Here is a 24943-nt window from a genome sequence, read left to right as displayed (position 1 = left end):
TCGTTTGCATCACACCAAAAAAGGCTTGCGTTTGGTCCCACCAAAACTGGTAATGTATACAAAGCAAATCGTGATGTAGCACAGATTCACCCTAAAAAGTGACCTGTACCTCACACTGCTTTTGTGTCATCCACTTACCAGCAGAAAGAGCAGAATTTTGACTACTGCAACTGCGCCCGAAAAGAAGGGCGGCATCCGCGTCGCCGTTCAGAAACTGGGCACATTCCTGTCGTCGATGATCATGCCCAACATCGGTGCGTTCATCGCTTGGGGCATCATCACAGCATTTTTCATTCCTGAGGGCTGGACTCCCAACGAGTACATTGGAACACTCGTCAGCCCAATGGTCACGTACCTCCTGCCAATCCTTATCGCCTACTCAGGCGGCCGCCTCGTCTATGAGGTTCGCGGTGGCGTTGTCGGCGCTATTGCCACCATGGGTGTCATCATGGGCACCTCCTCCCCCGTGTTTATCGGCGAGGATGGCTCCGGCTCACCTATGTTCCTCGGCGCCATGATCTGCGGCCCCCTCGCAGCATGGTGCATGAAGAAACTTGACGGGCTATGGGCAGGCAAGGTCCGCCCCGGCTTCGAGATGCTGGCGGATAACTTCTCCGCCGGCATTTTCGCAGCTTTGGGAGCCATCGGCTCCATGTTCCTGCTCACCCCGGTCATGAATGTCTTCATGACCATCGCAGGTAACGCTGTTGAATTCCTGGTCAATAACAATGTCCTGTTCCTGACTTCGGTTCTCATCGAACCAGCTAAGGTCTTGTTCCTCAACAACGCCATCAACCACGGCGTGCTCACCCCGCTAGCCACCGACCAGGCAGTGGAAACCGGAAAATCGGTCCTCTACCTGCTGGAAGCCAACCCCGGACCTGGTCTTGGTGTTCTTCTGGCCTACACTTTCTTTGGTCGCGGCAGCGCACGGGCCACCGCACCAGGTGCATCGATCATCCACTTCTTCGGTGGTATCCACGAAATCTACTTCCCGTACGTGCTGATGAAGCCCGCCCTCATTCTGGCCCCGATCTGCGGCGGCATGACCGGGGTGCTTATTGAAACCATCAGCGGCGCTGGCCTGCGCTCCCCCGCAGCCCCCGGCTCCATCATCGCCATCCTCGGCGCAACAGCCAGCGACTCCTATGTTGGCGTGATCGCCGGCGTCACTGGCGCAGCCATTGTTTCCTTCCTTGTCGCCTCGGCCATTTTGAAGTTCTCCAAGCACACCGACGATGACCTCGCCGCAGCCACCGCACGCATGGAGGAAATGAAGGGCAAGAAGTCCTCCATCGGAGCCGCCCTCACTGGTGAATCCACTGAGACCCCGCTCATTTCCACGATTGTTTTCGCCTGTGATGCCGGCATGGGTTCATCCGCCATGGGTGCCTCGGTGCTGCGCAACAAGATCAAAGACGCAGGCTACGGCAATGATGTGAGCGTAGTGAACTCCGCGATCAACAATCTCACCGACACCTACGACCTGCTGGTCTGCCATGAGGACCTGTTTGACCGCGCGAAGGCACCCACACCGTCTGCTGTACACGTGACCGTCGACAACTTCATGGCTTCCCCGCGCTACGACGAGATTGTGGACCTGATCCGCAGCCAGCGCGAAGCTACCGCAGCTACGGCGACCACCGAGGCGTCGACAAGCAGCGAAGGTGACGACGCCGCGCCTACCGCAGACAAGTCGGAAAAGAAACCGCTGCTGGTGGCCGATAATATCGTGCTCGCGGGAACCGCAACCACCCGCTACGCCGCCATTAATGAGGCCGGTGAACTGCTGGTCAAGGTCGGCGCGGTTGACGAATCCTACATTGATGCCATGCACGAGCGCGAGCAGTCCGTGTCCACCTTTATGGGCAATGGCCTGGCCATTCCGCACGGCACCAACGAGTCGAAGGACGCCATCAAGGGTTCTGCCATTTCCTTCATTCGTTACGAGGAACCCGTGGATTGGGGCGGGCAGTCCACCTACTTTGTGGTCGGTATCGCTGGTGCCGATGGATCCCACCTGAAGGTACTGTCCAAGATCGCCAAGATCTTCGGCCGCAACGAATCCGTTGAACAGTTGAAGAACGCAGCTACCAAAGAGGAGATCCTGGAGATCTTCGGAAAGGTGACCGAATGAAAGCCCTCCATTTCGGCGCTGGAAACATCGGCCGCGGGTTCGTGGGGGTGATTCTGCACAACGCGGGCTACGAGCTTGTGTTCGCCGACGTTGCGGCCCCGCTCATTGACGCGCTCAACTCGAACGATTCCTACACCGTTCATGAAGTGGGTCAAGACCCCAAGGACATCACCATCACTGGTTTTTCCGGTGTGAACTCGGCAGAGGACAAAGACGCACTGCTCGCCCACATTGCTGACGCCGACGTGATCACCACCGCCGTCGGACCCACCGTATTGAAGATCATTGCCCCTACCATCGCGGAAGGTCTGCGCCAGCGCGCCGCCACGTCCGATGGCTCCAAGGGCAAGGTTGCGGTCATGGCCTGCGAAAATGCCATCAATGCCACCGACGGCCTCGCGGAGGCGATTCGCCAGGAGTTCCCCGAGGTGGACGAGGTTGCCATTTTTGCCAACACGGCCGTGGACCGCATCGTTCCCGACCAGGCACCCGGCCAGGGCCTCGATGTCACTGTGGAGAACTACTTTGAATGGGCCGTCGAATCGACACCGTTCGGCGACAATGTTCCAGACATCCCTGGCGTGACCTGGGTCGATGACCTCGCTCCCTACATCACCCGCAAGCTGTTCACCGTGAACACCGGGCACGCCGCAACCGCCTACTTCGGTTACAACGCGGGCATCACCAAGATTGCCGACGCCCTGGCGGACCCCCAGGTGCGTGCGCATGTCGAGGCGGTCCTCGCAGAAACCAAGACGCTGGTTGTCGAAAAGTTCGGCTTCGCCCCTGAGGTGCAGCAGGCGTACATCGACAAAATCATCCAACGTTTCCTCAACCCCTCGCTTCCGGACACGGTTCAGCGCGTTGGCCGCGCGCCGCTGCGTAAAATCTCCCGCAACGAGCGCTTCATCGGCCCCGCCGCCGAGCTCACCGAACGCGGGCACGATGCCTCTGCCCTGGTGAACACCGTTGCTGCGGCGCTGCGTTTCGACGTCCCGGAGGACCCCGAATCCAGTGAACTCCAGGAAAAGCTGGCTTCCGCACGTGGCTCCCGTGAGGCGACAGATGTGCTGGTCACAGAGCTGACTGGAATATCGCCGGAGCACCCCTTGTTTGCATCATTATCAGAAGCATTTGCGTCCTAGACATCAGATGTTTCTCCTATCGTAACGTGCATTGTTACTGCCACTTTGCCACCGTATCAACAGCGATACTTTCGTGAGCAAAGCGCACAAACAATGCACGTTATGACACGTGGGTGTAAGCCTATTTAAATTACTAACAGATCAAGGTAGAGTCGAGTTTTATGTGTGGAATTGTTGGATATGTAGGGACTAACAACGTCCCAAATCGGGAGTACTTCGCACTAGACGTTGTACTTGAGGGACTTCGCCGTTTGGAATACCGCGGTTACGACTCTGCGGGCGTAGCCATGCTGGAAGGCGGAAAGATTAACTTCCGCAAGAAAGCAGGCAAAGTAGCTGGTCTGGACGAGGAAATCGCGCGCGATCCCCTCCCCGATTCGGTGGTAGGCATCGGGCACACCCGCTGGGCAACCCACGGCGCACCCACCGACGCCAACGCTCACCCGCACGTGGTTGACGGCGGAAAACTCGCCGTTGTTCACAACGGCATTATCGAAAACTTCGCTGAACTGAAAACCGAACTCGCAGCGAAAGGCTACACTTTCGCCTCCGAAACCGACACCGAAGTTGCTGCTACCCTGCTGGGCGACATCATGAACGGTGAAGGCAACGGCGACCTCACCGAATCGATGCGGCTGACCTGCAACCGCCTGGAAGGTGCCTTCACCCTCCTGGCCCTGCACGTAGACTTCCCGGACCGCATCGTTGCCGCACGCCGCAACTCACCGCTGGTCATCGGTCTGGGCGAGGGCGAAAACTTCCTTGGTTCCGACGTATCCGGCTTTATCGACTACACCAAGAACGCCGTTGAGATGGCGAACGACCAGATCGTTACCATCACCGCCACCGACTACTCCATCATCGACTTCAACGGCAACGAAGCAACCGGCAAGCCCTTCAAGGTGGAATGGGACGCCGCAGCAGCCGAAAAGGGTGGCTTCAACTCCTTCATGGAGAAGGAAATCCACGACCAGCCCGCAGCTGTACGTGACACCCTGATGGGCCGTTTCGACGAAAACGGCAAGCTCACCCTTGATGAGCTGCACATCGACGAGTCCATCCTCCGCAGCATCGACAAGATCATCGTCATTGCCTGCGGCACCGCCGCCTATGCCGGCCTGGTCGCCCGCTACGCCATCGAACACTGGTGCCGCATCCCCACCGAAGTGGAACTCGCGCACGAATTCCGCTACCGCGATCCCATCGTGAACGAGAAGACACTGGTGGTGGCACTATCCCAGTCCGGCGAAACCATGGACACCCTCATGGCCGTGCGCCACGCCCGGGAACAAGGCGCCAAGGTGATTGCCATCTGCAACACCCACGGCTCCTCCATTCCTCGCGAATCCGACGCATCCTTGTACACCCACGCAGGCCCGGAAATCGCCGTGGCATCCACCAAGGCATTCTTGGCACAGATCGCTGCCGTATACCTCCTCGGCCTGTACCTTGCACAGCTTCGCGGCAACATGTTCGCCGACGAAGTCAATGCAACACTTGAGGAACTTCGGAAGATTCCCGACAAGATCCAAAAGGTCATTGACAACGAAGAACAAGTCAAGCAGCTCGGCCGCGACATGCAGGAAGCGAGCTCTGTGCTGTTCCTCGGCCGTCACGTCGGCTACCCGGTGGCCTTGGAAGGCGCACTGAAACTCAAGGAAATCGCCTACCTGCACGCCGAAGGCTTCGCCGCCGGTGAGCTCAAGCACGGCCCCATCGCCCTGGTTGAAGAAGGCCAGCCGGTGTTCATCATCGTGCCCTCCCCCGCCGGTCGGGAATCCCTGCACTCCAAGGTGGTATCCAACATCCAGGAAGTCCGCGCCCGCGGCGCCATCACCATTGTGATCGCCGAGGAAGGCGACGAGGCTGTGACGCAGTTTGCCAACCACGTCATCCGCGTCCCGCAGTCCCCGACACTCATGCAGCCCCTGTTGGCCACGGTCCCACTACAGCTGTTTGCGGCAACCGTCGCTGAATGCAAAGGTTACGACGTCGACCAGCCCCGCAACCTGGCCAAGTCCGTGACCGTGGAATAGTTACTGCAACTATTTCCAACAAAGCCGCCCCAGGCTCTCGAACGCGTGGGGCGGTTTCCTATACCCTTGTACTTGTGAGCAACAAAAACTCATTCCTATCCATCAAATCTAAAAACTCTATGCTGAGCATCTGCTCTGTTAACTCCTTTATGAGCATCGGATCCATCGGCTCGGCGTTCTCTATCGGGTCGATCGGCTCCTTCGCATCCGTAGCCTGCATCCTCAGCAGCTTCAGCGCCCTGTCCATCACGTCCTATCGGACGTGGGTAAGTCGAAACATGCTATAGCTAAATTAGCAGACTATAAAACGTAGGAATTCTCACAACTTAGAAGTTTTCTTACCGAGGAATAGAATAGGTCAACACACATAGAAGCAAGAACTAAGCTGCTAATTTAGCAATTAACCAAAACCAATATCAAAGCAGAAGAAGCCTTTTCCACATGTCAGCCCACCTCGATATGATGGACGATATCGCCAATGCTATCTGCTGTTGACTAAACACCCAACACCTGATCTGCGACAGCCGCAACTATCAATATACTGTCACCTATGAAACCCAAACACTGTCAGGCATCAGATTTGAAAATATTAGGCTATAAAATTGCTAGTTTACTACCACTATAATAGCTACTAGGTTCGACATTACTACCAGCAGCAACACCGTTTACAACATGAGCAGAAGGTTTCTGGCAAACAATCCCGCTTTGGCGGTTATTCCAAAGTCTTATTGTACCACAACAGCAGACCACTTATATATTGTCCCGATCAAACCCAGAACAATAAATATCAACGCTGCGAAAAAGCATTCTTTTGATAACATGTGATCCACCGACGTACAGATTTTTGCACAAGATCAATATGCAGGATATAGAATTAAACCTCACATAAAAGAGATAGTTTGACACAAGAAGATTATTGCTAAAATCAAGATCGTTAAAACAAAGAAAATTCGGCATTAAAACACTATGCGACCCCACAACTCGCAAATCTATATTTTATCGTGATTGCTTTGAAGTGCAAAAATAGCAACATTGCTACATCATGAACTTAGTTGGGAACCCCGTTGAGAATTTTTAATCCTGACTTAGCTTCCGTTACATTCATAAGATTCCTCACCTTGAAGATCTTCAGCAAAATCCCGCACTTTCTGTTCCTCTTTTTGATGAACTTCTACAAAATGATATAGAGGATAAATAAAAATTTCATCTATCTTATCACCTATTTCTACATTCTTTCCCAACTGTAGAAATATGGCTTCATTCATCAATCTAGCTTGCTCTTTATAGTGAAAGTATCCAGAAATGCCTATGGCGATTAAAGTAGCTACGAACATGCCAGACGCCAGACACAAATAATCATACAACGAATAGACTGCAGAATTCTCTAGATTTTTAACAAGAATAGGGTATACAGTTATAAATAAAGGAAAAAGTTTAATAACAAGACACGCAAACGCCCTTAAAAAATTATTTAAATTTTTAATAAAATGCCAATAAACAAAGCTTCTAGAAGCTATCAAATCTAAAAATGTTAGTAGAGTAGCAAATCCTAAGAAAAAGGAAACTTGACGCAAAATAATAAAATAACGCATCTCCATCAATATAAAACATACAACAATGATTACTGCGATCACAATTGCGTGAAATAATATTTTAAATTTAAAAACTAATCCAGCAAGCAAGGCCAGCCCCAAAACAATAAGTAGTACAAACAATTTCATGTCGTTAACATTTAGAATACCGCATACAAATAGGAATAGAAGAATCGATATGATATTAAACAGAAATAAAATACTTAAAACTATTTTATTTGAATACCTGCAATTTAAAAAGTCTCGCTCTTTTATACAAGGTGTGGGCTTAAAAATTTTATCTAGTTCATTCTTTGAAAGATTATCTATCTTATAATTTTTAAAAAATTTAAGTTTTAATTTTCTTTTAAACCCATCAAAAGACCTACTATTGTTTAAAATCTTTGCATGGGTATATGAATATTCAGGAATCCTCCTAATATCGTTGATGTAACTACTACTAATCGATCCTGACAAGAAAAAAATTATTAGCACGATCGCAATTTCTAAATGACCGTTACGGAACAACGCGAATGCGCCCCAATGAAAAAATAAACCAACAGAAAATATACCAGGAGCAAGCACGATGGCTATAATAATGTAAATCATCGCGTCCATATTTACTACTCCTTTTCCCTCATAATAGTTTTGAATAATATCAATAACATTCCCCCGATCCTTTTTTATTTTTCTACTTATGTTAATAGCATCATTTTTTATGATTTCTTTGTTTCTTTTTATACGATTATCAATGAAAGAAACAAAAGCAACGTACGCAGCTAAAGATGACAAAAAAGTAGTAAGGCTGGGAGGCTCTTTAAGGTCAGGAAAAATCTCATAGACTCCAATAAACCAAAAAACAATTCCAAAAGAAATTGCAATCATCGAAAAAAATAAACCCCAAGATAAACGCATAATTATATCATCTCAAAATTAGCTATTTTGTAATTAAAATTTTTTATTTTCTATAATATTTTACTTCTCATATGAGGCACAATAGTCGCAAACAACTACTGCACCCCATATTTCGCTTACTACTTACCCCAACTCCAGCTGAATAGCGGAAGCTCCTAGCTCGCTAGCAATCTCATCAACAAGCGCTTCGGGTACTTCCCCGTCAACGCGGAGGATCAGGATGGCACCTGTGCCTTCGGTGTCTTGAGAGAGGGCTGCGGCAATGATGTTGATGCCTGCGGCGCCAAGCTTGGTTCCCACTTTGCCGAGGGCGCCGGGGGCATCTTCGTAGTGGAGGAAAAGGTTACGGCCTTCGGCACGCATGTCCACGCCACGGCCGTTGATGCGCACAATCTTGTCTACGCGTTCCAGACCAGTGAGTGCACCGACCACGGAGGCGACGGTGCCGTTGGCGGCAATGGCTTTGACTTCCAGCACGGAGCGGTGTGACACGGATTCGGGTGCGGTGGAGACTTTCAGCTCCACGTCGCGTTCTTCAGCGATACGGGGCGCGTTCACAAAGGTAACCGGCTCGTCAATAATCGCGGAGAATACGCCGCGCATGGCGGAGAGTCCCAGGATATCGACGGCTTCGGTGGATAGTTCGCCGCGTGCCTCCACTTCGAGGGTGACGGGTGCGCCGCCGAGCAGGTGGCCCGCCACCAGGCCGAGCTTGCGGGCGAGTTCGAGCCAGAGTGCCACTTCTTCGTCAACGCGGCCACCGGAAACGTTGACGGCATCGGGGACGAATTCACCGGCGAGGGCTTTGAGCACGGAGTCCGCGACGTCGGTACCCGCACGGTCTTGGGCCTCAACGGTGGAGGCACCAAGGTGCGGGGTGACTACCACCTCGGGTCGTGCGAACAGCGGAGAGTCGGTGCAGGGTTCGGAAGCGTAGACATCGAAACCCGCACCACGGATGTGGCCGGATTCGATGGCATCAGCCAGGGCTTGTTCGTCCACCAGTCCGCCGCGGGCAGCGTTGATGATGATCTGCCCTTTCTTTGCCTTAGCCAGCATGTCTGCGTCAAACATGCCTGCGGTTTCTTTGGTTTTGGGCAGGTGGATGGTCACAAAGTCGGCGCGGGACATGAGTTCGTCGAGTGACACGAGTTCCACCCCAAGCTGTGCCGCACGGGCCGGGTTGGCGTAGGGGTCGTAGGCAATGATGGTGGTTTCGAAGGCCGCGAGGCGCTGCGCGAACAGCTGGCCGATGTGACCAAACCCAACAATGCCGATGGTCTTGCCGAAGATTTCCACGCCGCTGAAGGAAGAGCGTTTCCATTCGCCGTCGCGGAGGGTTTTGTCCGCAGCGGGGATTTGCCGGGCAGTGGAGAGAAGAAGGGAAATGGCGTGTTCGCAGGCGGAGTGGATGTTGGAGGTGGGTGCGTTGGCCACCATGACTCCGCGTTCGGTGGCGGCGTCAATGTCAACGTTGTCGAGGCCGACGCCTGCGCGGCCAACGATCTTCAGTTTCGGTGCTGCCGCCAGCACTTCAGCGTCAACGGTGGTGGCGGATCGTACGAGGAGGGCATCGGCCTCCCCGACGGCGGCGAGGAGTTCGGGGCGGTTTGGACCGTCTACCCAGCGCACCTCCACACCATTTCCGAGCGCGTCCACTGTGGACTGCGCGAGCTTATCTGCAATGAGGACAACCGGGCGGTCATTCTGGCTCACGTGCGTATCTCCTGGAAAATGAGGAATGTCCGCCTTGGGTCGGCACGACCGCGTCGACAACCAAGGCAGGTCCACGCCGGCTCATTGGCGTGCGACTGCCGTTCAGTTTAGACCGTTACCGCCGTCCACGTGAGTATCTATTCTCTTTTATTAGTATGAGACAAACCACGGTTGTGGGGCCACGTCCATCACTGCTCTGGGGTCAAACATGGGTTTGTCTTCATCAATAAAGTTCTTCCACGCCACAAATATGCGCGGGTCCAACCCGTTACGGATGGCGTTCCAGGTTTCCATCTTCTCCCCGGGTGTGCCATTGCCATCGATGTGAACAACAAAAGCGAGTTCAGGATGGTTGATATTCAGCTGTTCGCGGTTTTGAATCATACCCACTTGGAATTGGTGCAGGATCAGCACTTTTTGGGGCAGGTTTTTCTCTCGTGTCAGTCCCGCAAGCCATTCGGTGGTTTCATTAACCTCGGCGGCTGTGGTGTTGCCCACCCGCGAGAGTGGTTTCTCATTCGGGCCGAGTTTCCACTCCGGGTCAAGTGCCAAACCAACGTTGGGTAGTTCCAAAAGTTCCTGATACTTTTTGGCCTGTTCCAGGAAGGATCCGCGCCCCGGCTGCAGATCAATCACCGCGTAGCCGCCGGCCTGGGTGATGGCGTCAATGTAGGGGCGGATGGCGGCAGGATCAGTTTCGGAGGAATAGTCGCCGTCTTCGCCTGGGTCGGTATGCGCCACGGTCGCAATGATCTCAAACGCGGGCACCACAGGCTGCTCACTGAACGGCGCGTAGTCACTGGCAAGTTTCTTGGCGTGTTCCGCGCTTTCCGCCGGGGGCTTTTCCCCCATCACCCCAAGCCCTGGGCTGATGGGATTGCCGTAGAGGGCGATCATGCGATTGTTGGGCAGGTAAGTGGTGTTGGTGAAGGACAACACACCATCAATGTACTCAGCACTACCAAACTGCCTGCCCAGCGCAATGACGTATCCACGCTCCCGAGCTTTCTTCACGAGTTCCGGGCTGGTTCGCAGGTCCGGCGCGTCAAGGTAGGTGACCTCGGCACCGTGGGCGCGGGCTGTCGCCACAGCCGAAATCGAGGAATCCCGCGTCGCCACCACCACAGGCGGGTTCTCCCCCGCCTTCGGTTGGCTTTTCGGCAGCTCACCTACCTGATTCGATTCAGTCGCAGCCAGCGGCGGCTCCCAGCTGGGAATCAAATCAACGGGTGCATTGGCATTCAGCTCAGCAGCACCCGCCACCGCCTCATCAATGGTGGCCACCGGCTTGTCCGCCATATCCTTGCCCGTAAGCTGCTTCAGCCCATCCCAGGTGAGGGGGTCGCGCACCACGGTGACGCCGTCGGGGGCGTCGATACGCGCGTTCTGCACCAGCAACACTGTGGATGCACCGAGCCGCCGCACCTCATCGGTGATCTGCCGGGCGTTGGTGCCGGCATCCATCAGCACCGGCGCACCCACCGTCACGCCTATCGACGCCCCGCGCAACTGCGCCGCCCTGCTCATGTCAGTGACAATGACGGTGTCGGAATGGTCGAAAAACTGCTGAGACGCACCGATGCCGGAATAGTCGAGATCCTCAATGACCTGAGGTTTCTGCGGCTCGCTTCTCGACGCCCCGAGAGCACTACTAGTCTGCTGGGAACCAGAATCCGAGCCGTTACCGGTGGATTGCCCCGACTCTGAGGAGCTGCATGCTGCTGCGAGAAGCCCCACGCAACAGAAAATGGCCATCACTTGTACGGTTTTATTCATTGCTGCTCCTTGTGTTGGCTGGGAGGGTCAGACGATGGCTAGAGGAAAGCGTTTGGTCCTTCCTCGCCACCATGCAGATCAGATTCGACCACGTCACGGGTGGCCTGTTTGCCCATGGCGTACTCCACCATGTCAATGAGCCGCTGGCGACGATCCGCAAAGAATTCCTCGGCCTGCGCCTTGTGCAGTAGTTCGGGGTCCAGAAAGTGACCAGCCAGTACGGCGTCGAATTCGGAATCCTCCATCAGGGATTTCGCCTGAACGCGCGGTAAGTAGCGCGCCGGGGAGGAGTTTTCAATGAGGTGTTCCGTGCGCCTGCCCATAGGTGTGTGGTTAAGCACGCTGTCCACCAGCACGGATTCCACATCATGGTCGACGCACCATTGTGCGGGGAAAATACGGCTAAAGCGTGTGCCCAGCTCTGTGAAGTTGGCACCGGTGAACGGTTGGGCTGTGCGCCAGTCCTTCGCGCCACGCGCCATGATCAGGGCATAGATTCCCTTGTAGACGGCGGATTCGGGGTCCACACTGAGCAGCCTGGATTCCACGAAGCGCGCATCTGTGACGGTAGCTGGCTCCCGCGCTGGTGTCCCAGAAGACTGTTCGGTGTCACGGATCCACGGGGTGACCTCATCAATGTCACGTGCGGCGCGGATGCCAATGGCGGCGGAGCCGTACAGTTCGCCGAAGATGCCACACCAGAACCACCGGTAGAGGCGATCCCACGCCTCGGAATGGGTGTCGTCTTCTCCGAGTTCGGCGGACCCGCCCAGGAGGGCAAGGATCGCAGTAAGCGGCACAAGTTGGGCGGGGTACGGGACTAGGCTGGGGTCAACAATGCAGCGCTGCCGAAGGAACTCGGCAGTTTCCACAAATGCGGCACGGATAGCAGCGGATGCGGCGCGGTAGGTCGGCAGGTTAAGGCGCAAAATGTCTTCGCGCTGGCCGGAAGCGTACCCCTCTTGCGCGGTGACAAAAAGCGCCACAGCGGTGAGGAATTCGGTGCGCCCCACACTGTCCAGGGCAGGGTACTGCCGCAGGGTTGTCTCAATGTCGGCCCAGTCGTCGCGGAGCTTAAAGTCGGGGTCTTCGTTGGCAAACACGGCGGTGAGCAGGTCAAACACGTCCATTTGCAGGCCCGCAGAGTTGGCTTGGGCAAAGATGGATCCCACGCCGCCTTGGGCGGTTTCGCGATCCAACCGGATCATGGGTACCGAGTAACGTATCAGGGGTTTCGCCACAGTGTTGTGGAAGTGCTTGGCGCGATCGCGCGCACTGCCAGTGAACGCAGTTGCCGTCTCCCCAACCAGGTCAGGCCCCTCGGCGAGGTCGAAGATCATGTCGGTGCCTTCATCGGAGAGTAGCGCGGACACGGGGATCACGCCCGCCGCGAGGGCGGTCTCACGGTCGGTCACGCCGCCAGGAATGTCGGGGCCGAAGTGAGATTTCACCACGCCTTTTTCGTTGACGGAGAACACGGCCTCCAGCGGGAGGATGTCGGCGCTGAGCGCCTTGTTCACGTCCACGTAGAACTTGCGTCGGATTCGTTTGTTGCGGAAGTCCACGGTGTCCACAATGCCGTCGCCCTGCAAGCTGTGGTAGAGAGTGGTCAGGCGTTGTTGCCCGTCCAAGAGCAGCATTCCTGGGTTGTTGCCCGTGTTGGGCGCGCCTTCGAGCGGGCGGGGCCGGAACCGCATTTTCTCGTTGCGAGTGTCCAGTGCCATGAGGCAGCCCATGGGGTAACCACGCAGTACCGTCACGATGAGTGCCCGTATTCGGTCGACATCCCAGCTGTAATCCCGCTGAAAATCTGGAAGTTGAAGATCCCCCCGATCAATTCTGGCGAAAAGGTCAATCAAGTCGTAACTTAGCGTGCTGAAACCCATAAACCTGACTTTACTCACCAAAAACTCTTTAGTGGTTTATCTCCTCATGTTCCGCGTGTGCGGAACTTTCCACCTGAATGGTGGAGTGCTTAATGCCATGGTCGGCGAGTGCGGCAGTCGCGGCGTCGAGAAGCGAACATTCGGCAAGTTCGGCGGGAGTTTCGCTGACCACGATGTGCGCGCTGGCGAGAAGGTCGGTACCGTCAACGCTCCATACGTGCAGGTCGTGGACTTCCTCAACTCCAGGCACAGCAACGAGGGCAGCATGCACAGCGTCTAGGTCCACCCCTGCCGGCACCTGTTCCAGCAGCACTCGCAGCGCTTCCATGAGAAGCTGCACCGAGCGCGGCAGAATCAGGGCAGCGATGATGACGGAAGCGATGGTGTCCGCCGCCTGAAAACCCGTGAACCGAATCACGATGCCTGCGATTATGACGGCGACGGAACCAAACATGTCCGCCAGTACGTGCAGGTAGGCGCCCCGCATGTTGAGGTTGTCATGCTGCCTGCGCATCAGAACCAGCGCTGAGACGGCATTGACTATCAGGCCGATCACAGCCACAAGCAGCATCACCCCGGTGTCAATGGGTTCCGCGCGCCCAATGCGCTGCACTGCCTCCACCACAATCCACACGGAAATGGCACTGACAGCACCCGCATTCAGCGCCGCAGCCAGCACTTCTGTCCGGCGATACCCAAAGGTTGCGCGTGACGATGCCGCGCGCCGACCCACCAGCATCGCCGCCAGCGCCACCACCAATCCAGCCGAGTCGGAGAGCATGTGGGCGGCATCAGCAAGCAGCGCCAGCGACCCAGACACGATGCCTGCGATAAGTTCGGCGAGGAACACCACGGACGTGAGCGTCAGTACCCCCACGAGGGCGGAAAGAGATTGAGGCGCGTGGTTGTGGCTATGCCCGTGATGATGGTCGTGCTCGTGGCTGCTCATGCGACACATGCTAGCAGCATTTTTTCAATAATGGAAGGCTTAATGAAAAAGGCAGATGATGAAAAATTAACGCTCCTATTTTTGAGCACATCTGGACAAAGCTCCGCCCCAGCACACACCCCACTTTCATGCCACCAAGAAACAAATCTCCAGGATGGCGCGCCGTTTTCCCATGTCGTGATACCAGATAACCGGGTATACAATGGAAAACATGATCGAATTCAGGAGCGTTTTTAAAAGCTATCCGAATGGGACTGAGGCGGTGTCAGATTTCTCACTCACCGCGCAGCCAAATAGCACAACGGTCCTGGTGGGGTCGTCAGGATGCGGTAAAACAACACTGCTACGCATGGTGAACCGCATGGTCGAACCGACCTCAGGAAGCATCCTCATTGACGGTAAGGACGTGAAGGATTCCGACCCCGTCGCCCTGCGCCGATCCATCGGCTACGTGATTCAAAGCGGTGGGTTGTTTCCGCACCTTACGGTCGGCGACAACGTGTCCACGGTTCTGCGGTTGACGGGCGTCTCCCGAACCGAATGCCGTGAGGCGGCCACAGAACTACTCGAACGCGTTGGCTTGGACCCGGCCTTGGCATCGCGTTATCCTTCGCAGTTGTCAGGCGGCCAACAACAGCGGGTGGGTGTGGCACGGGCACTGGCAACCGATCCCCAGATTTTGCTGATGGATGAACCCTTTAGCGCGGTGGACCCTATTGTCCGCCGTGAACTGCAGGATGAGTTGCTGCAACTGCAAAACGAACTGGGAAAGACAATTTTGTTTGTGACCCACGATATTTCCGAGGCATTTCGGATCGGCGATGAGGTGATAGTCCTGCGTGAAGGCGCAACTATTGCGCAGCGCGGCACCCCTGCTGAAATTGTCGCGAATCCAACGGATGATTTCGTACGCAGTTTTGTGGGCACCGACAACGCCAACACCCAATTACAACTTCGCGATGAGGGCGATCGAGTCATTGTGGTGGATAGTTTCGGCAAACCCCTAGGAGTGGTCACGCCGTGAGTTGGTTGTCAGAAAATAGTGAACAGGTTGTCCAACTTGTGTGGGCACACCTGCTGCTCAGTATTCCTGCGATTGTGGTGTCCACGATCATTGCCGTTCCTATTGCCTATTTCGCCTATAAACGTCCCGTTATCGGTGGTCCTCTGCTGAGCGCTGCGACATTGTTGTATGCCATTCCTGCTTTGCCCCTCTTGGCATTAATTCCCGCATTTTTTGGATTGCCATTACGCTCCCCCTTGACTGTGGTTATTGCGCTGATTCTCTACGGCATTGCACTGCTGGTGCGTACAGCGGCAGATGCTTTCGCCGCAATAGATCCACACCTTCGGGATGCCGCTATTGCGATGGGTTTTTCCAACCGAAGCCTGTTCTGGAGGGTGGAGTTACCGGCGTCGATACCCGTGCTGCTCTCTGGGGTTCGCGTGGTCACCGTATCCACTATCGGGCTCGCTACCATCGGCGCACTGGTCGGAGTGTCCAACATAGGTACGCTGCTCACAGACGGATTTCAACGCGGCATCACCGCCGAGGTCACGGTAGGCATTGTGGCCACGGTGGTGCTGGCGTTGCTTATCGACGCCGCGTTGATTCTGCTGGGCCGAGTCATCGCACCGTGGGCACACGACGAAGCATCAAAGGCTAACTCACGCTTGGGGACGGTCCGATGAATCTTCTTCTTGATGCATTAGCCTGGCTGACCGACACAGCACACTGGTCTGGAACGTCGGGAATCCCAACGCGTATGGCGCAGCATATGGTGATCACGCTCATGGCAGTGCTGTGTGCGTCGTGTGTGGCCATTCCACTCGGCATAGCTATCGGCCATTCCAAGCGGGGATCCGGCATTGTTGTTGGCTTAACCGGTGCGGCCCGTGCCATCCCAACGTTGGGCTTGCTCACGCTCTTCGGCCTGGCGTTCGGCATCGGTGTGAAAGCCCCCTTGCTGGCGTTAATCGTGCTGGCCATACCGTCGCTATTGGCGGGCACATACGCGGGCATTCAGGCCGTTGATTCGGTGACCGTGGACGCGGCGCAGGCCATCGGCATGAGTCCTGGTCAGGTAATCCGCGGCGTCGAGCTACCGTTGGCGCTGCCGGTAATCATTGGTGGGATTCGCGCGGCAACGCTGCAGGTGGTCTCCACGACCACTCTGGCTGCATACACCTCAGATTATGGACTGGGCCGCTACTTGTTTATTGGCCTGAAAACCCGTGATTATGCAGTGCTGTTGGGCGGCGCAATCCTGGTGATTGCCCTGGCGCTGTTGTTTGAGGCCTGCCTTGCCGCTGTTCAGCGAGCCGCTACTCGTGCTGTAACCCATGTGAAGTGATCCACGCGAATTAAGGTGAATGACATATGAAAAAGATAGTTGGCACCGTCGTAGCGGTGTGTGCCTTGATGTTGGCCGGATGCGTGAATAACGATCCCTTTGGCACAGCTAATGACCCCGATACCATCACCATTGGCTCGCAGGATTACTACTCCAACGAGATTATCGCAGAGATTTACGCTCAAGCACTGGAAAAAAGTGGCCACAAGGTGAAACGTGAACTGCGGATCGGCCAGCGCGAAGCATATTTGCCTGAAATTGAATCCGGTTCCATCGACCTGTTCCCCGAATACACGGGACCGTTACTGCAATACTGGAAAAAAGACACCAGCGCCAGGCTGCCGGAGGATGTGTACGCGGAACTCACCACCGTTACACCCGACGGGCTGCGGGTATTGAAGCAATCCCCCGCCACCGACCAGGACGCCTACACAGTGACCAAGGAGTTTTCCGATAAGTGGGGCGTGAAGAACATCTCCGATTTGAAGAAAGTCACCGACTCACTAACGCTGGGCGCCAACTCAGAGGCGGAAAGCCGACCCTATGGCCCCGCAGGACTTGAAAAAGCATACGGTGTGAAAACCGCCTTCTCCCCCATCGAAGATGGTGGCGGCCCATTGACGGTACGTGCTCTGAAAGACAACGACATCCAATTGGCCATTATCTACACCGCCGACCCATCGGTGGCAAGCAATAATCTAGTATCTCTGGCGGACCCGAATGGATTGTTCTTGGCATCCAATGTTGTTCCCCTGGCCAGCAACGATGTGGATTCAGGAGCAGAAGAGGTGATCAACAAAGTCAGCGCTACGCTTACTCCTGTGGACCTTATTGAGTTAAACGCCCGCAGCGTGAATGAAAAGCTTCCCGCTGAACGCATCGCCTCGGACTGGTTAAAAGAGAAAGAACTGTAGTGGCAACCGCTTTTAAGGATTATTACGACGGCGAGTGCGCCCAGATACTAGCTACTTATTTTGACCTCGGATCCGTCGATGACTTTGCCGCAGAGGTTGACGCAGCTGTTGGCCCACTGGAGCTGAAGGACCGCGTGCTGGTGCTGGCACGCGGTATAAAAGACCGCCTCCCGCAGCATTACCCAGATGCGCTGGACCAGATTCTGCGGCACCTTAAACAGGAGCTAGACGACACCGACGGCATGTTCAATGAAGGCTGGCAGTTCATGCCGGTCGCCCGCTTTGTCGAGGAGTTCGGACTGGACTACCCAGACGAGTCACTAGAAGCGATTTGTGCCATCACCAGGATGCATACCGGCGAGTTTGCCATCCGCCCTTACCTGGAGCAGCACTATGACCTGGCCATGAGCCACGTCCGGCGATGGTCAAGGTCGGATAATGTGCACGAGCGCAGGTTGTCCTCAGAAGGTATTCGTCCCCGCCTGCCGTGGGGCCGCACGCTGAAACGCCACGTGGACGACCCGCAAGCAGTGATTGACGTCATCCAGCATCTTCATAGCGACCCTTCGCCGTACGTGCGAAAATCCGTGGCCAACAACCTCAACGATATTTCCAAGGATCACCCTGAACTGGCTGTTCGCACTGCACGGGATTGGGGCAACGAGTGTGTGACGCAGCACGGTTTACGCACCCTCATCAAGGCTGGAGACCCCGGCGCGCTGGAGCTTGTGGGTATGTCCGCGAATCCCCATGTGACGGTGGATGCTGTCACGCTCTCCCCCACTGTGGTGCCGCTGGACGACACGCTGACTATCGACGTCGCGCTCACCAACAGCGGCGATACCCCAGCCAAGGTTGTGGTGGATTACATCATGCAGTTCCGCGGCAAGAACGGGGCGATGCGCTCGAAAGTATTTAAGCTCAAAACCACCACGATTGAACCACAGTCGCAGGTGATGCTGACCAAGCGTCACGCGGTGAAAAACACAACGACCGGCACCCTTTACCCTGGTACTCAGGGGTGTGTGGTGCAGGTCAATGGTGTGCGTGGCGACGTCCTTGACTGGACAATCGCCCCTTAGACTTTAGGCGGTCTCGTTGAGCGGGTTTTTCACCCAGCTCATGAGGTCACGCAGTTTTTCACCGGTCTTTTCGATGGGGTGCTCGCCAATCTTTGCGCGCATGGCTTCGAGTTCCTTGTTACCGCCCTCGACGTTGGCAATGAGCTTCTTAACGAAGCTGCCGTCTTGGATGTCGGCCAGGACCTTCTTCATGCGTTCTTTGGTGCCCGCGTCGATGATCTGGGGACCTGCGATATAGCCACCGAATTCAGCGGTGTCGGAGATGGAGTAGTTCATGTTGCCGATGCCGCCTTCCCAGATGAGGTCGACGATCAGCTTCATTTCGTGCAGGACCTCAAAGTAGGCCATTTCCGGGGAGTACCCGGCTTCGGTGAGTACTTCAAAGCCGGTCATCATCAGGTATTCCAGACCACCACAGAGCACTGCTTGCTCGCCGAAGAGGTCGGTTTCGGTCTCCTCACGGAAGGTGGTGGGGATGACGCCTGCGCGGGCACCACCGATGGCTGCGGCGTAGGACAGTGCGAGTTCTTTGCCGTTGCTGGTGGGGTCCTGGGCGACGGCGATAAGGCAGGGCACGCCTTTGCCGTCAACGAACTGGCGGCGAACCAGGTGGCCGGGGCCTTTGGGGGCGACCATGCCAACAGTGATGTTGGCAGCGGGTTTGATCAGTTCGAAGTGGATGTTCAGGCCGTGGCCGAAGAAGATGGCATCGCCGTCTTTGAGGTGCGGTTCGATGTCTGTGGTAAAGATGTTGGCCTGGGAGGTGTCGGGGGCCAGCAGCATGATCAGGTCGGCCCATTCGGCGGCTTCGGCGTTGCTCTTGACGGTGAAGCCTGCTTCTTTGGCCTTTTCGGCAGATTTGGAGCCTTCTCGCAGTCCGATCACAACCTCAACGCCTGAGTCGCGCAGGCACTGTGCGTGCGCGTGGCCTTGGGAACCGTAGCCAATGATGGCCACTTTGCGGCCCTGGATCAGGGATAGGTCAGCGTCGGCGTCGTAGAGCACTTCAATAGCCATGGGAGATAAACTCGCCTTTCCTTTGTCTTTATTCTTTGCTGCCGCGCCATGTGATTGGCGGCGACACGCACATCATCAGTTGTACCACAGAATGGGAATTCCATGCGTTTGCGCGTGCCACACCACGCACGTAATCTCATATAGTGGGATTTATAGTTTGTTGGGTATCATGATCTTCGGACCGCGGTTCAATGCGATCTGCCCACATTCAAGCAACTCGCGGATGCCAAAAGGCTCCAGCACGTCCAACAATGCACGCAGCTTGTCATGACTACCAGTGGCCTCAATGACCACCGATTCTTGTGCGACGTCGACAACTCGGGCGCGGAAGAGTTTCGCGGCGTCGACAACCTGCGGGCGGTTGGAGTTATCGGCGGATACTTTGACCATGAGCAGTGCACGGGCAATCATCTGGTCCTCGGCTAGGCGCACCACCTTCAGTACGGGCACCAGCTTGTTCAGTTGCTTGGTGATCTGCTCGATCTTTTCCTCATCGGTGTCCACCACAATGGTGATGCGGTTAACACCGGGAGTTTCCGTTGTCGCCGAGGTGATGGACACCATGGTGAACGCGCGGCGAGTGAACATGGCGGCGACACGGGAAATGATGCCGTCAATATCTTCAACGAGGACGCTCAGGGTGTGGCGGGAGATGTCGGTGGCGGCCATCAGTTGTTGTCCTCCTTGGTGACCTTGTGTGAAGCGGCGGTGGCATTAGCATCCACAACCTCATCAATGTGGGCGGGACTTTCAGCGGCGGAATCTTCGTCGAACAGTGGACGCAGACCAAGCGCGTATTGGATGTCCGAGTTAGACGATCCTGCGGACACCATCGGCCACACCTGGGCGTCCTCGCCGACAATAAAGTCGATGACCACGGGCCGGTCGTTGATTTCTCGGGCCTTGCGGATGGCGGGAAGCACTTCTTCTTCTTTGGTCACTCGGATGGCCACGCATCCCATGGATTCCGATAGTTTCACAAAGTCAGGCATGTAGTTGCCTTGTTCCCGCAGTCTCGTGTTGGAGTAACGTTCGCCGTAGAACAATGCCTGCCACTGGCGCACCATGCCGAGGTTGCCGTTGTTGATCAACGCAACCTTGATGGGGAACCCTTCCATGGCACAGGTCACCAGCTCCTGGTTGGTCATTTGGAAACAACCATCGCCGTCAATGGCCCACACTTCTGCATCAGGACGAGCGGCTTTAGCCCCCATGGCCGCGGGAATGGCATACCCCATGGTGCCCAAACCGCCCGAGTTCAGCCAAGTGCGCGGCTTTTCGTAGTCAACAAACTGCGCTGCCCACATTTGGTGCTGCCCCACACCCGCGCAGTAGATGGCGTCCGGTCCCGCCTCCTGCGACAGCGCTTGGATCACAAACTGCGGGGACAGCGAACCGTCACTCTGGTCCTCCCAGCCGCGGGGGAAACGCTGTTTCAAATCGTTGAGGTAGTCGCGCCAGTTGCTCAGCGACGGCGCGGCAAGGCCGCTGTTTTGGTACACCGACAACAGCCCCGACAGCACCTCACGAGCATCGCCCACAATGGGGACGTCCACGGCACGAATCTTGCCGATCTCCGCCGGGTCAATATCGGCGTGAATTACCTTTGCATCTGGGGCAAACGTCGCGACATCACCGGTCACGCGGTCGTCGAAACGCGCCCCGATGGTGATCAGCAGGTCACTGCGCTGCATAGCGGCAACAGCCGGGACCGTGCCGTGCATGCCGGGCATGCCCATGTGCAGCTCGTGGGAATCCGGGAATGATCCCAACGCCATGAGAGTGGTCACCACGGGAATGCCTGTGTACTCGGCAAACTCCTTCAGCTCTTTGTGAGCATTGGCCTTGATCACACCGCCGCCGATATAAAACACGGGCTGCTTGGCCTGGGAAATGAGCCGCACGGCCTCCTCAATCTGGCGGGTGTGTGGGGTGGTCACCGGACGGTAGCCAGGCAGGTTGATCTTTGGCGGCCACACAAAATCCATCTCCGCGTTTTGAATATCCTTGGGCACATCCACCAACACAGCACCTGGACGTCCCGTCGATGCCACGTAAAATGCCTCTGCCAAAGCGGCAGGAATATCGTTTGGGTCAGTGACCATGAAATTGTGTTTGGTCACCGGCAGGGTGATGCCGCGGATGTCCGCCTCCTGGAACGCGTCGGTTCCCAGCAGCGTGTGCCCCACCTGGCCAGTGATGGCCACCATGGGTACGGAGTCAAGATTGGCGTCAGCAATGGGTGTGACCAAGTTGGTCGCGCCGGGTCCTGAGGTAGCAATGCACACACCGACTTTGCCGGAGACTTGGGCGTACCCGGTAGCAGCATGCCCCGCGCCCTGTTCGTGACGCACAAGCACGTGGCGCATTTTCGTGGAGGAATAAATGGGGTCGTAGAGGGGAAGCACTGCCCCACCGGGAAGGCCGAACACAACGTCCGCACCGAGCTCTTCGAGAGATCGCACAATGGCTTGGGCACCGGTCATCCGCTCAGAGGCTACGGTTTCTTTTGTTGTAGAGTCCTGTGCAGCCGCACGACCGTTAGACGCCGCGCGTGCTGCGTTGCGGTGTGCCACGGTGGCGGGTGTGGGCTGATGTTGAGCTGCCACGTTCACTACGTCTGGCTCCTTATGAATACACAACTGACAAATACTAAGGCGACTGACCGTCCTCCCACCCTCCTGCCCACGGGGTTTCCGTGTCCATTGCGGGTAAACAACGAGCAGCAACAAAAATCAAAGCCCCCGAGGCACCGTGTGGTGTGGTGCTTCCGAGGGCGCTGACGAAACGACTTGTATAACCGTTACGGCAAGCGCCGAGGGCTTACGAGTACAAGTCGAATAATGGTCATGGGAGCAAATTCTACACACACTTAAGAAAATTGCCACTGACCAAACTCACAATCCCCCCGTTTGGGAGAAACATCTCACATTATGGAACTTGCAACACAGGGTGACCGCGCCATTATTGGCCTTTTCTCTAGGATCTACCCTTGTCTGACTCAGACAGTCACACACAACACAACGCCGATATTCGCACATGCGATAAGCAAAATCTGAGCATAATCTAAACGCCACGATGTAGAGCGCGAACACCACTATCACAGCCACCCACCACCCACCGCAACTCACGCTAGCCTAGATGGCATGCCTGTCGGATACCTCCTTGATTCTGCACAAAACTGGATACTTCATCACGGCGTTACACTGGCTCTTTTGTTTGTGATTGCCGTTCTAGTCCCCCGCGTGGGGCGCTTTACCAAGCGGGTGTTGAGTCGGCGGCTAGAGAACATCGACGACCAGAGCAATAAAAGCCGCCTAGCCCTCATTGGCGCAGGCGTATACATCGCCCAAATGGTGGCCTACTTCATCCTTGTTGTGTTGGCCTTGCAGGAGTTCGGGTTCTCCCCCACAAGCGCCGCTATTCCCGCAACAGTGATCTCCGCCGCCCTCGGTTTGGGCGCACAAAGCATCATCGCTGACTTTCTTGCCGGCTTTTTCATCATCTCGGAAAAGCAGTTCGGTGTGGGCGACTGGGTGCAGTTCATCGGCTCAAATATGGATCTTCAAGGTGACGTCATCCAGATCACCATGCGCGCCACCACTATCCGCACCCTCAGCGGCGAAACCGTGATCGTACCCAATAGCACCGCGCGCGTGTGCGTCAACCACTCAAACTTCTGGGCGCGCGCCGTGGTGGTCATCCCGATTCCGCTGTTGGGTTCCCAATCCATCCACGAGGCGGTCGCTCGGTCCGAAAAGGCAACCCGGCGTTCCCTAGCCGCACCCGAACTGCGTGGAGACATCACGGGCGATCTAGATGTACACCCCGCTGTGGACATCCAGCCCCCCACCACGGTGGGCATGCCATGGTTGGTGGACATGCGTTTTGTGGTGCAGGTCAACCCGGCTCGGCAGTGGGCAGTCGAGCGCGCAATCCGCACCGCCGTGCTTGAGGAATTCTGGGACGAATACGGTTCCGCAACCACCGTCTCCGGTGCCGTACGCGAATCCCTAGAGGCCGAGCCCACCATCGCCAACCGCACATTCAGCTCCCAGCCGCTTATCGACGTCGCCCTTCCCGATGCCGCAACCCGCAGCACCGCTGGTGGCACAACGCACGCCCAGAGCGCTCAGGCTGACACCGCCTCGCGGGAAAACACCCCCACCGCACCCCAACCGGCAGTCACGCGCGATGTTGCCCGGCAGGATTCCGAACATTCCCGCAGTGACCTTTCCATAGAAAACCCAGTGGATATGGAGGACGACCCCACTGAGGACGACGAGCCAACCCAAATTTTCCGGCAAGCCACCTACGACAACATATGGCTACGCATGGCCTCCTTGGGCGGCCGTGTACGCCCCTCCACAACCCTGCTGTTTACGCTGTTGTTCCTTCTCTTGTTTGCCAAGACCTGGACTGTGGGCGCGGAGGCCACCAACGCCAACGCGATCCAAAACTCCCAGCAAATGGAACAGGAAACCCAGGCGCCGGCACCTGCGCCATCAACGGAATCCTCCCGCCAACCCAGCACTACCTCCGATTCAACTGCACCAACCAGTACCAATGCGTCAGAAAGCTCGTCTCCCGCTGAGACCAGCACTCCGGAAAGCGCAGCACCGACCAGCGAACCGGCAACCCCAGAACGCCAAAGCACCAACCAGCAGAACCAGAATCAGAATCAAAACCAAAGCCAGTATCAGCAGCAGCAACAAGATAACAGTGGCTACAGCCCCCAACGTCAGCAGCAGCAACAGCAGCAACAGTCTGACCAGACATCCAATGCTGATCAACAGAGCGGTAATTCTGACAACTCAAACAGTGGAAACACGGGTGGCGGCACCACTGGACAGGAGTAGACACCACAAACTATGAGGGGATGGGTGCGAAAAACCGGGGCTGGCATACAATAGCCCCCATGAGTTCAGAAGCGGAATCAGCAACCGGTGTTTTTCGCCCGGACCGCGCCCACCTCATTGGTGCTGGTGTGATGGGCTTGATGTCCCTGCTTGCAGTGGGCATGGCGCCCATTTTTCTCTTCTGGATTCCGCTCCTACCGGCCGTCTTTGCGTATTGGGTGCTCACAGCACGCACCATCATTACCGAGGACGGCATTGAGGCACGTTACGCTTTTTCCCGGCCCAAAAAGATGACGTGGGATAATTTCAACGGAATTCTCTTTGGATCCAGCCGAGCATTCGCATGCGGCACTGACGATAACAAATTCCCTTTGCCTGGAGTAACATTCAACTCCTTGCCCGAACTCACTGAGGCTTCACAAGGCCGAATTCCCGATGCACTCACAGCAGGCCACCATGCCGCTGACGAGAAAGTTGTGGTCATTCACCAGGATGGCCGCCAGGTGCTCACAGACAAATCCGATGTTGCTGATGACACCGATGAGGCTAGCTAGCGCTTTCCACCCAGCTCCTTACTCACTCTGAT

19 protein-coding genes are annotated in these 24943 nt (G+C 55.9%); 11 read left to right on the top strand and 8 right to left on the bottom strand.

Going from position 1 to position 24943, the window contains the following annotated elements; translation table 11 throughout:
• Positions 1 to 157 precede the first annotated feature (157 nt).
• The 4 genes from CDUR_RS05495 (at position 158) to CDUR_RS05480 (ending at position 5605) form a co-directional block, all read left to right on the top strand.
• Complete coding sequence (locus tag CDUR_RS05495) at positions 158 to 2137, top strand: PTS mannitol transporter subunit IICBA (RefSeq protein ID WP_179417445.1); 1980 nt, start codon at positions 158 to 160, stop codon at positions 2135 to 2137.
• A complete protein-coding gene (locus tag CDUR_RS05490; protein WP_179417444.1) occupies positions 2134 to 3282 on the top strand; it encodes a mannitol-1-phosphate 5-dehydrogenase in 1149 nt (382 codons plus the stop codon). The genes CDUR_RS05495 and CDUR_RS05490 overlap by 4 nt, the downstream gene beginning before the upstream one ends.
• A gap of 161 nt (positions 3283 to 3443) precedes the next feature.
• Positions 3444 to 5318 carry a glutamine--fructose-6-phosphate transaminase (isomerizing) gene (gene glmS / locus CDUR_RS05485; protein WP_179417443.1) on the top strand — a complete coding sequence of 625 codons (1875 nt, stop codon included), beginning with the start codon at positions 3444 to 3446 and terminating at the stop codon, positions 5316 to 5318.
• Between the two features lie 74 nt (positions 5319 to 5392).
• Positions 5393 to 5605 carry a hypothetical protein gene (locus CDUR_RS05480; protein WP_179417442.1) on the top strand — a complete coding sequence of 71 codons (213 nt, stop codon included), beginning with the start codon at positions 5393 to 5395 and terminating at the stop codon, positions 5603 to 5605.
• Positions 5606 to 6403: 798 nt separating this feature from the next.
• Here CDUR_RS05480 and CDUR_RS05475 read toward each other — a convergent pair.
• The 5 genes from CDUR_RS05475 to CDUR_RS05455 form a co-directional block, all read right to left on the bottom strand.
• Complete coding sequence (locus tag CDUR_RS05475; protein ID WP_179417441.1) at positions 6404 to 7804, bottom strand: hypothetical protein; 1401 nt, start codon at positions 7802 to 7804, stop codon at positions 6404 to 6406.
• A gap of 123 nt (positions 7805 to 7927) precedes the next feature.
• Entirely contained in the window at positions 7928 to 9520 is a 1593-nt protein-coding gene (gene serA / locus CDUR_RS05470; protein WP_179417440.1) for a phosphoglycerate dehydrogenase, read from the bottom strand.
• 150 nt (positions 9521 to 9670) lie between these two features.
• Entirely contained in the window at positions 9671 to 11296 is a 1626-nt protein-coding gene (locus CDUR_RS05465) for an MBL fold metallo-hydrolase (protein ID WP_218865403.1), read from the bottom strand.
• Positions 11297 to 11334: 38 nt separating this feature from the next.
• Positions 11335 to 13182, bottom strand: a complete 1848-nt coding sequence (locus CDUR_RS05460) for a DUF262 domain-containing protein (protein WP_179417439.1) — start codon at positions 13180 to 13182, stop codon at positions 11335 to 11337.
• A 28-nt stretch (positions 13183 to 13210) separates the two neighbouring features.
• Positions 13211 to 14140, bottom strand: coding sequence for a cation diffusion facilitator family transporter (locus CDUR_RS05455; RefSeq protein WP_179417438.1), 930 nt, complete (start codon positions 14138 to 14140; stop codon positions 13211 to 13213).
• 202 nt (positions 14141 to 14342) lie between these two features.
• On the opposite strand from CDUR_RS05455, the gene CDUR_RS05450 reads away from it, so the two are divergent.
• From CDUR_RS05450 to CDUR_RS05430, 5 genes are read left to right on the top strand one after another with little or no spacing between them, the layout of a single operon-like run.
• Positions 14343 to 15155: an ABC transporter ATP-binding protein gene (locus CDUR_RS05450; RefSeq protein WP_179417437.1), complete on the top strand. Its 813-nt coding sequence runs from the start codon at positions 14343 to 14345 to the stop codon at positions 15153 to 15155.
• Positions 15152 to 15823, top strand: a complete 672-nt coding sequence (locus tag CDUR_RS05445; protein WP_179417436.1) for an ABC transporter permease — start codon at positions 15152 to 15154, stop codon at positions 15821 to 15823. Before CDUR_RS05450 ends, CDUR_RS05445 begins: the two co-directional genes overlap by 4 nt.
• The gene (locus CDUR_RS05440; RefSeq protein WP_179417435.1) at positions 15820 to 16485 is read left to right on the top strand and encodes an ABC transporter permease; all 666 of its coding nucleotides are present in this window, start codon (positions 15820 to 15822) and stop codon (positions 16483 to 16485) included. Before CDUR_RS05445 ends, CDUR_RS05440 begins: the two co-directional genes overlap by 4 nt.
• 26 nt (positions 16486 to 16511) lie before the next feature.
• The gene (locus CDUR_RS05435; protein WP_179417434.1) at positions 16512 to 17399 is read left to right on the top strand and encodes a glycine betaine ABC transporter substrate-binding protein; all 888 of its coding nucleotides are present in this window, start codon (positions 16512 to 16514) and stop codon (positions 17397 to 17399) included.
• On the top strand, positions 17399 to 18481 hold the full coding sequence (locus CDUR_RS05430; RefSeq protein ID WP_179417433.1) for a DNA alkylation repair protein: 1083 nt from the start codon (positions 17399 to 17401) through the stop codon (positions 18479 to 18481). The genes CDUR_RS05435 and CDUR_RS05430 overlap by 1 nt, the downstream gene beginning before the upstream one ends.
• A gap of 3 nt (positions 18482 to 18484) precedes the next feature.
• Here the strand turns inward: CDUR_RS05430 and ilvC are convergent, their stop codons facing one another.
• From ilvC to CDUR_RS05415, 3 genes are all read right to left on the bottom strand, one after another.
• Complete coding sequence (gene ilvC / locus CDUR_RS05425; protein ID WP_006062102.1) at positions 18485 to 19498, bottom strand: ketol-acid reductoisomerase; 1014 nt, start codon at positions 19496 to 19498, stop codon at positions 18485 to 18487.
• Between the two features lie 150 nt (positions 19499 to 19648).
• Entirely contained in the window at positions 19649 to 20167 is a 519-nt protein-coding gene (gene ilvN / locus CDUR_RS05420) for an acetolactate synthase small subunit (RefSeq protein WP_179417432.1), read from the bottom strand.
• Complete coding sequence (locus tag CDUR_RS05415; protein WP_179417431.1) at positions 20167 to 22113, bottom strand: acetolactate synthase large subunit; 1947 nt, start codon at positions 22111 to 22113, stop codon at positions 20167 to 20169. Before CDUR_RS05415 ends, ilvN begins: the two co-directional genes overlap by 1 nt.
• Before the next feature lie 531 nt (positions 22114 to 22644).
• Between CDUR_RS05415 and CDUR_RS05410 the strand changes: the two genes are divergently transcribed.
• Together CDUR_RS05410 and CDUR_RS05405 are read left to right on the top strand one after the other, a co-directional pair.
• Positions 22645 to 24357, top strand: a complete 1713-nt coding sequence (locus tag CDUR_RS05410) for a mechanosensitive ion channel family protein (RefSeq protein ID WP_179417430.1) — start codon at positions 22645 to 22647, stop codon at positions 24355 to 24357.
• A 59-nt stretch (positions 24358 to 24416) separates the two neighbouring features.
• On the top strand, positions 24417 to 24911 hold the full coding sequence (locus tag CDUR_RS05405; RefSeq protein WP_060995233.1) for a PH domain-containing protein: 495 nt from the start codon (positions 24417 to 24419) through the stop codon (positions 24909 to 24911).
• The last annotated feature ends 32 nt before the right edge of the window (positions 24912 to 24943 follow it).

Source organism: Corynebacterium durum (assembly GCF_030408675.1).
In the GTDB taxonomy this organism is placed as follows: Bacteria; Actinomycetota; Actinomycetes; order Mycobacteriales; family Mycobacteriaceae; genus Corynebacterium; species Corynebacterium durum.
Note: the sequence above shows the minus strand (reverse complement) of the source record. Positions and strands in the feature narration are given on the sequence as shown.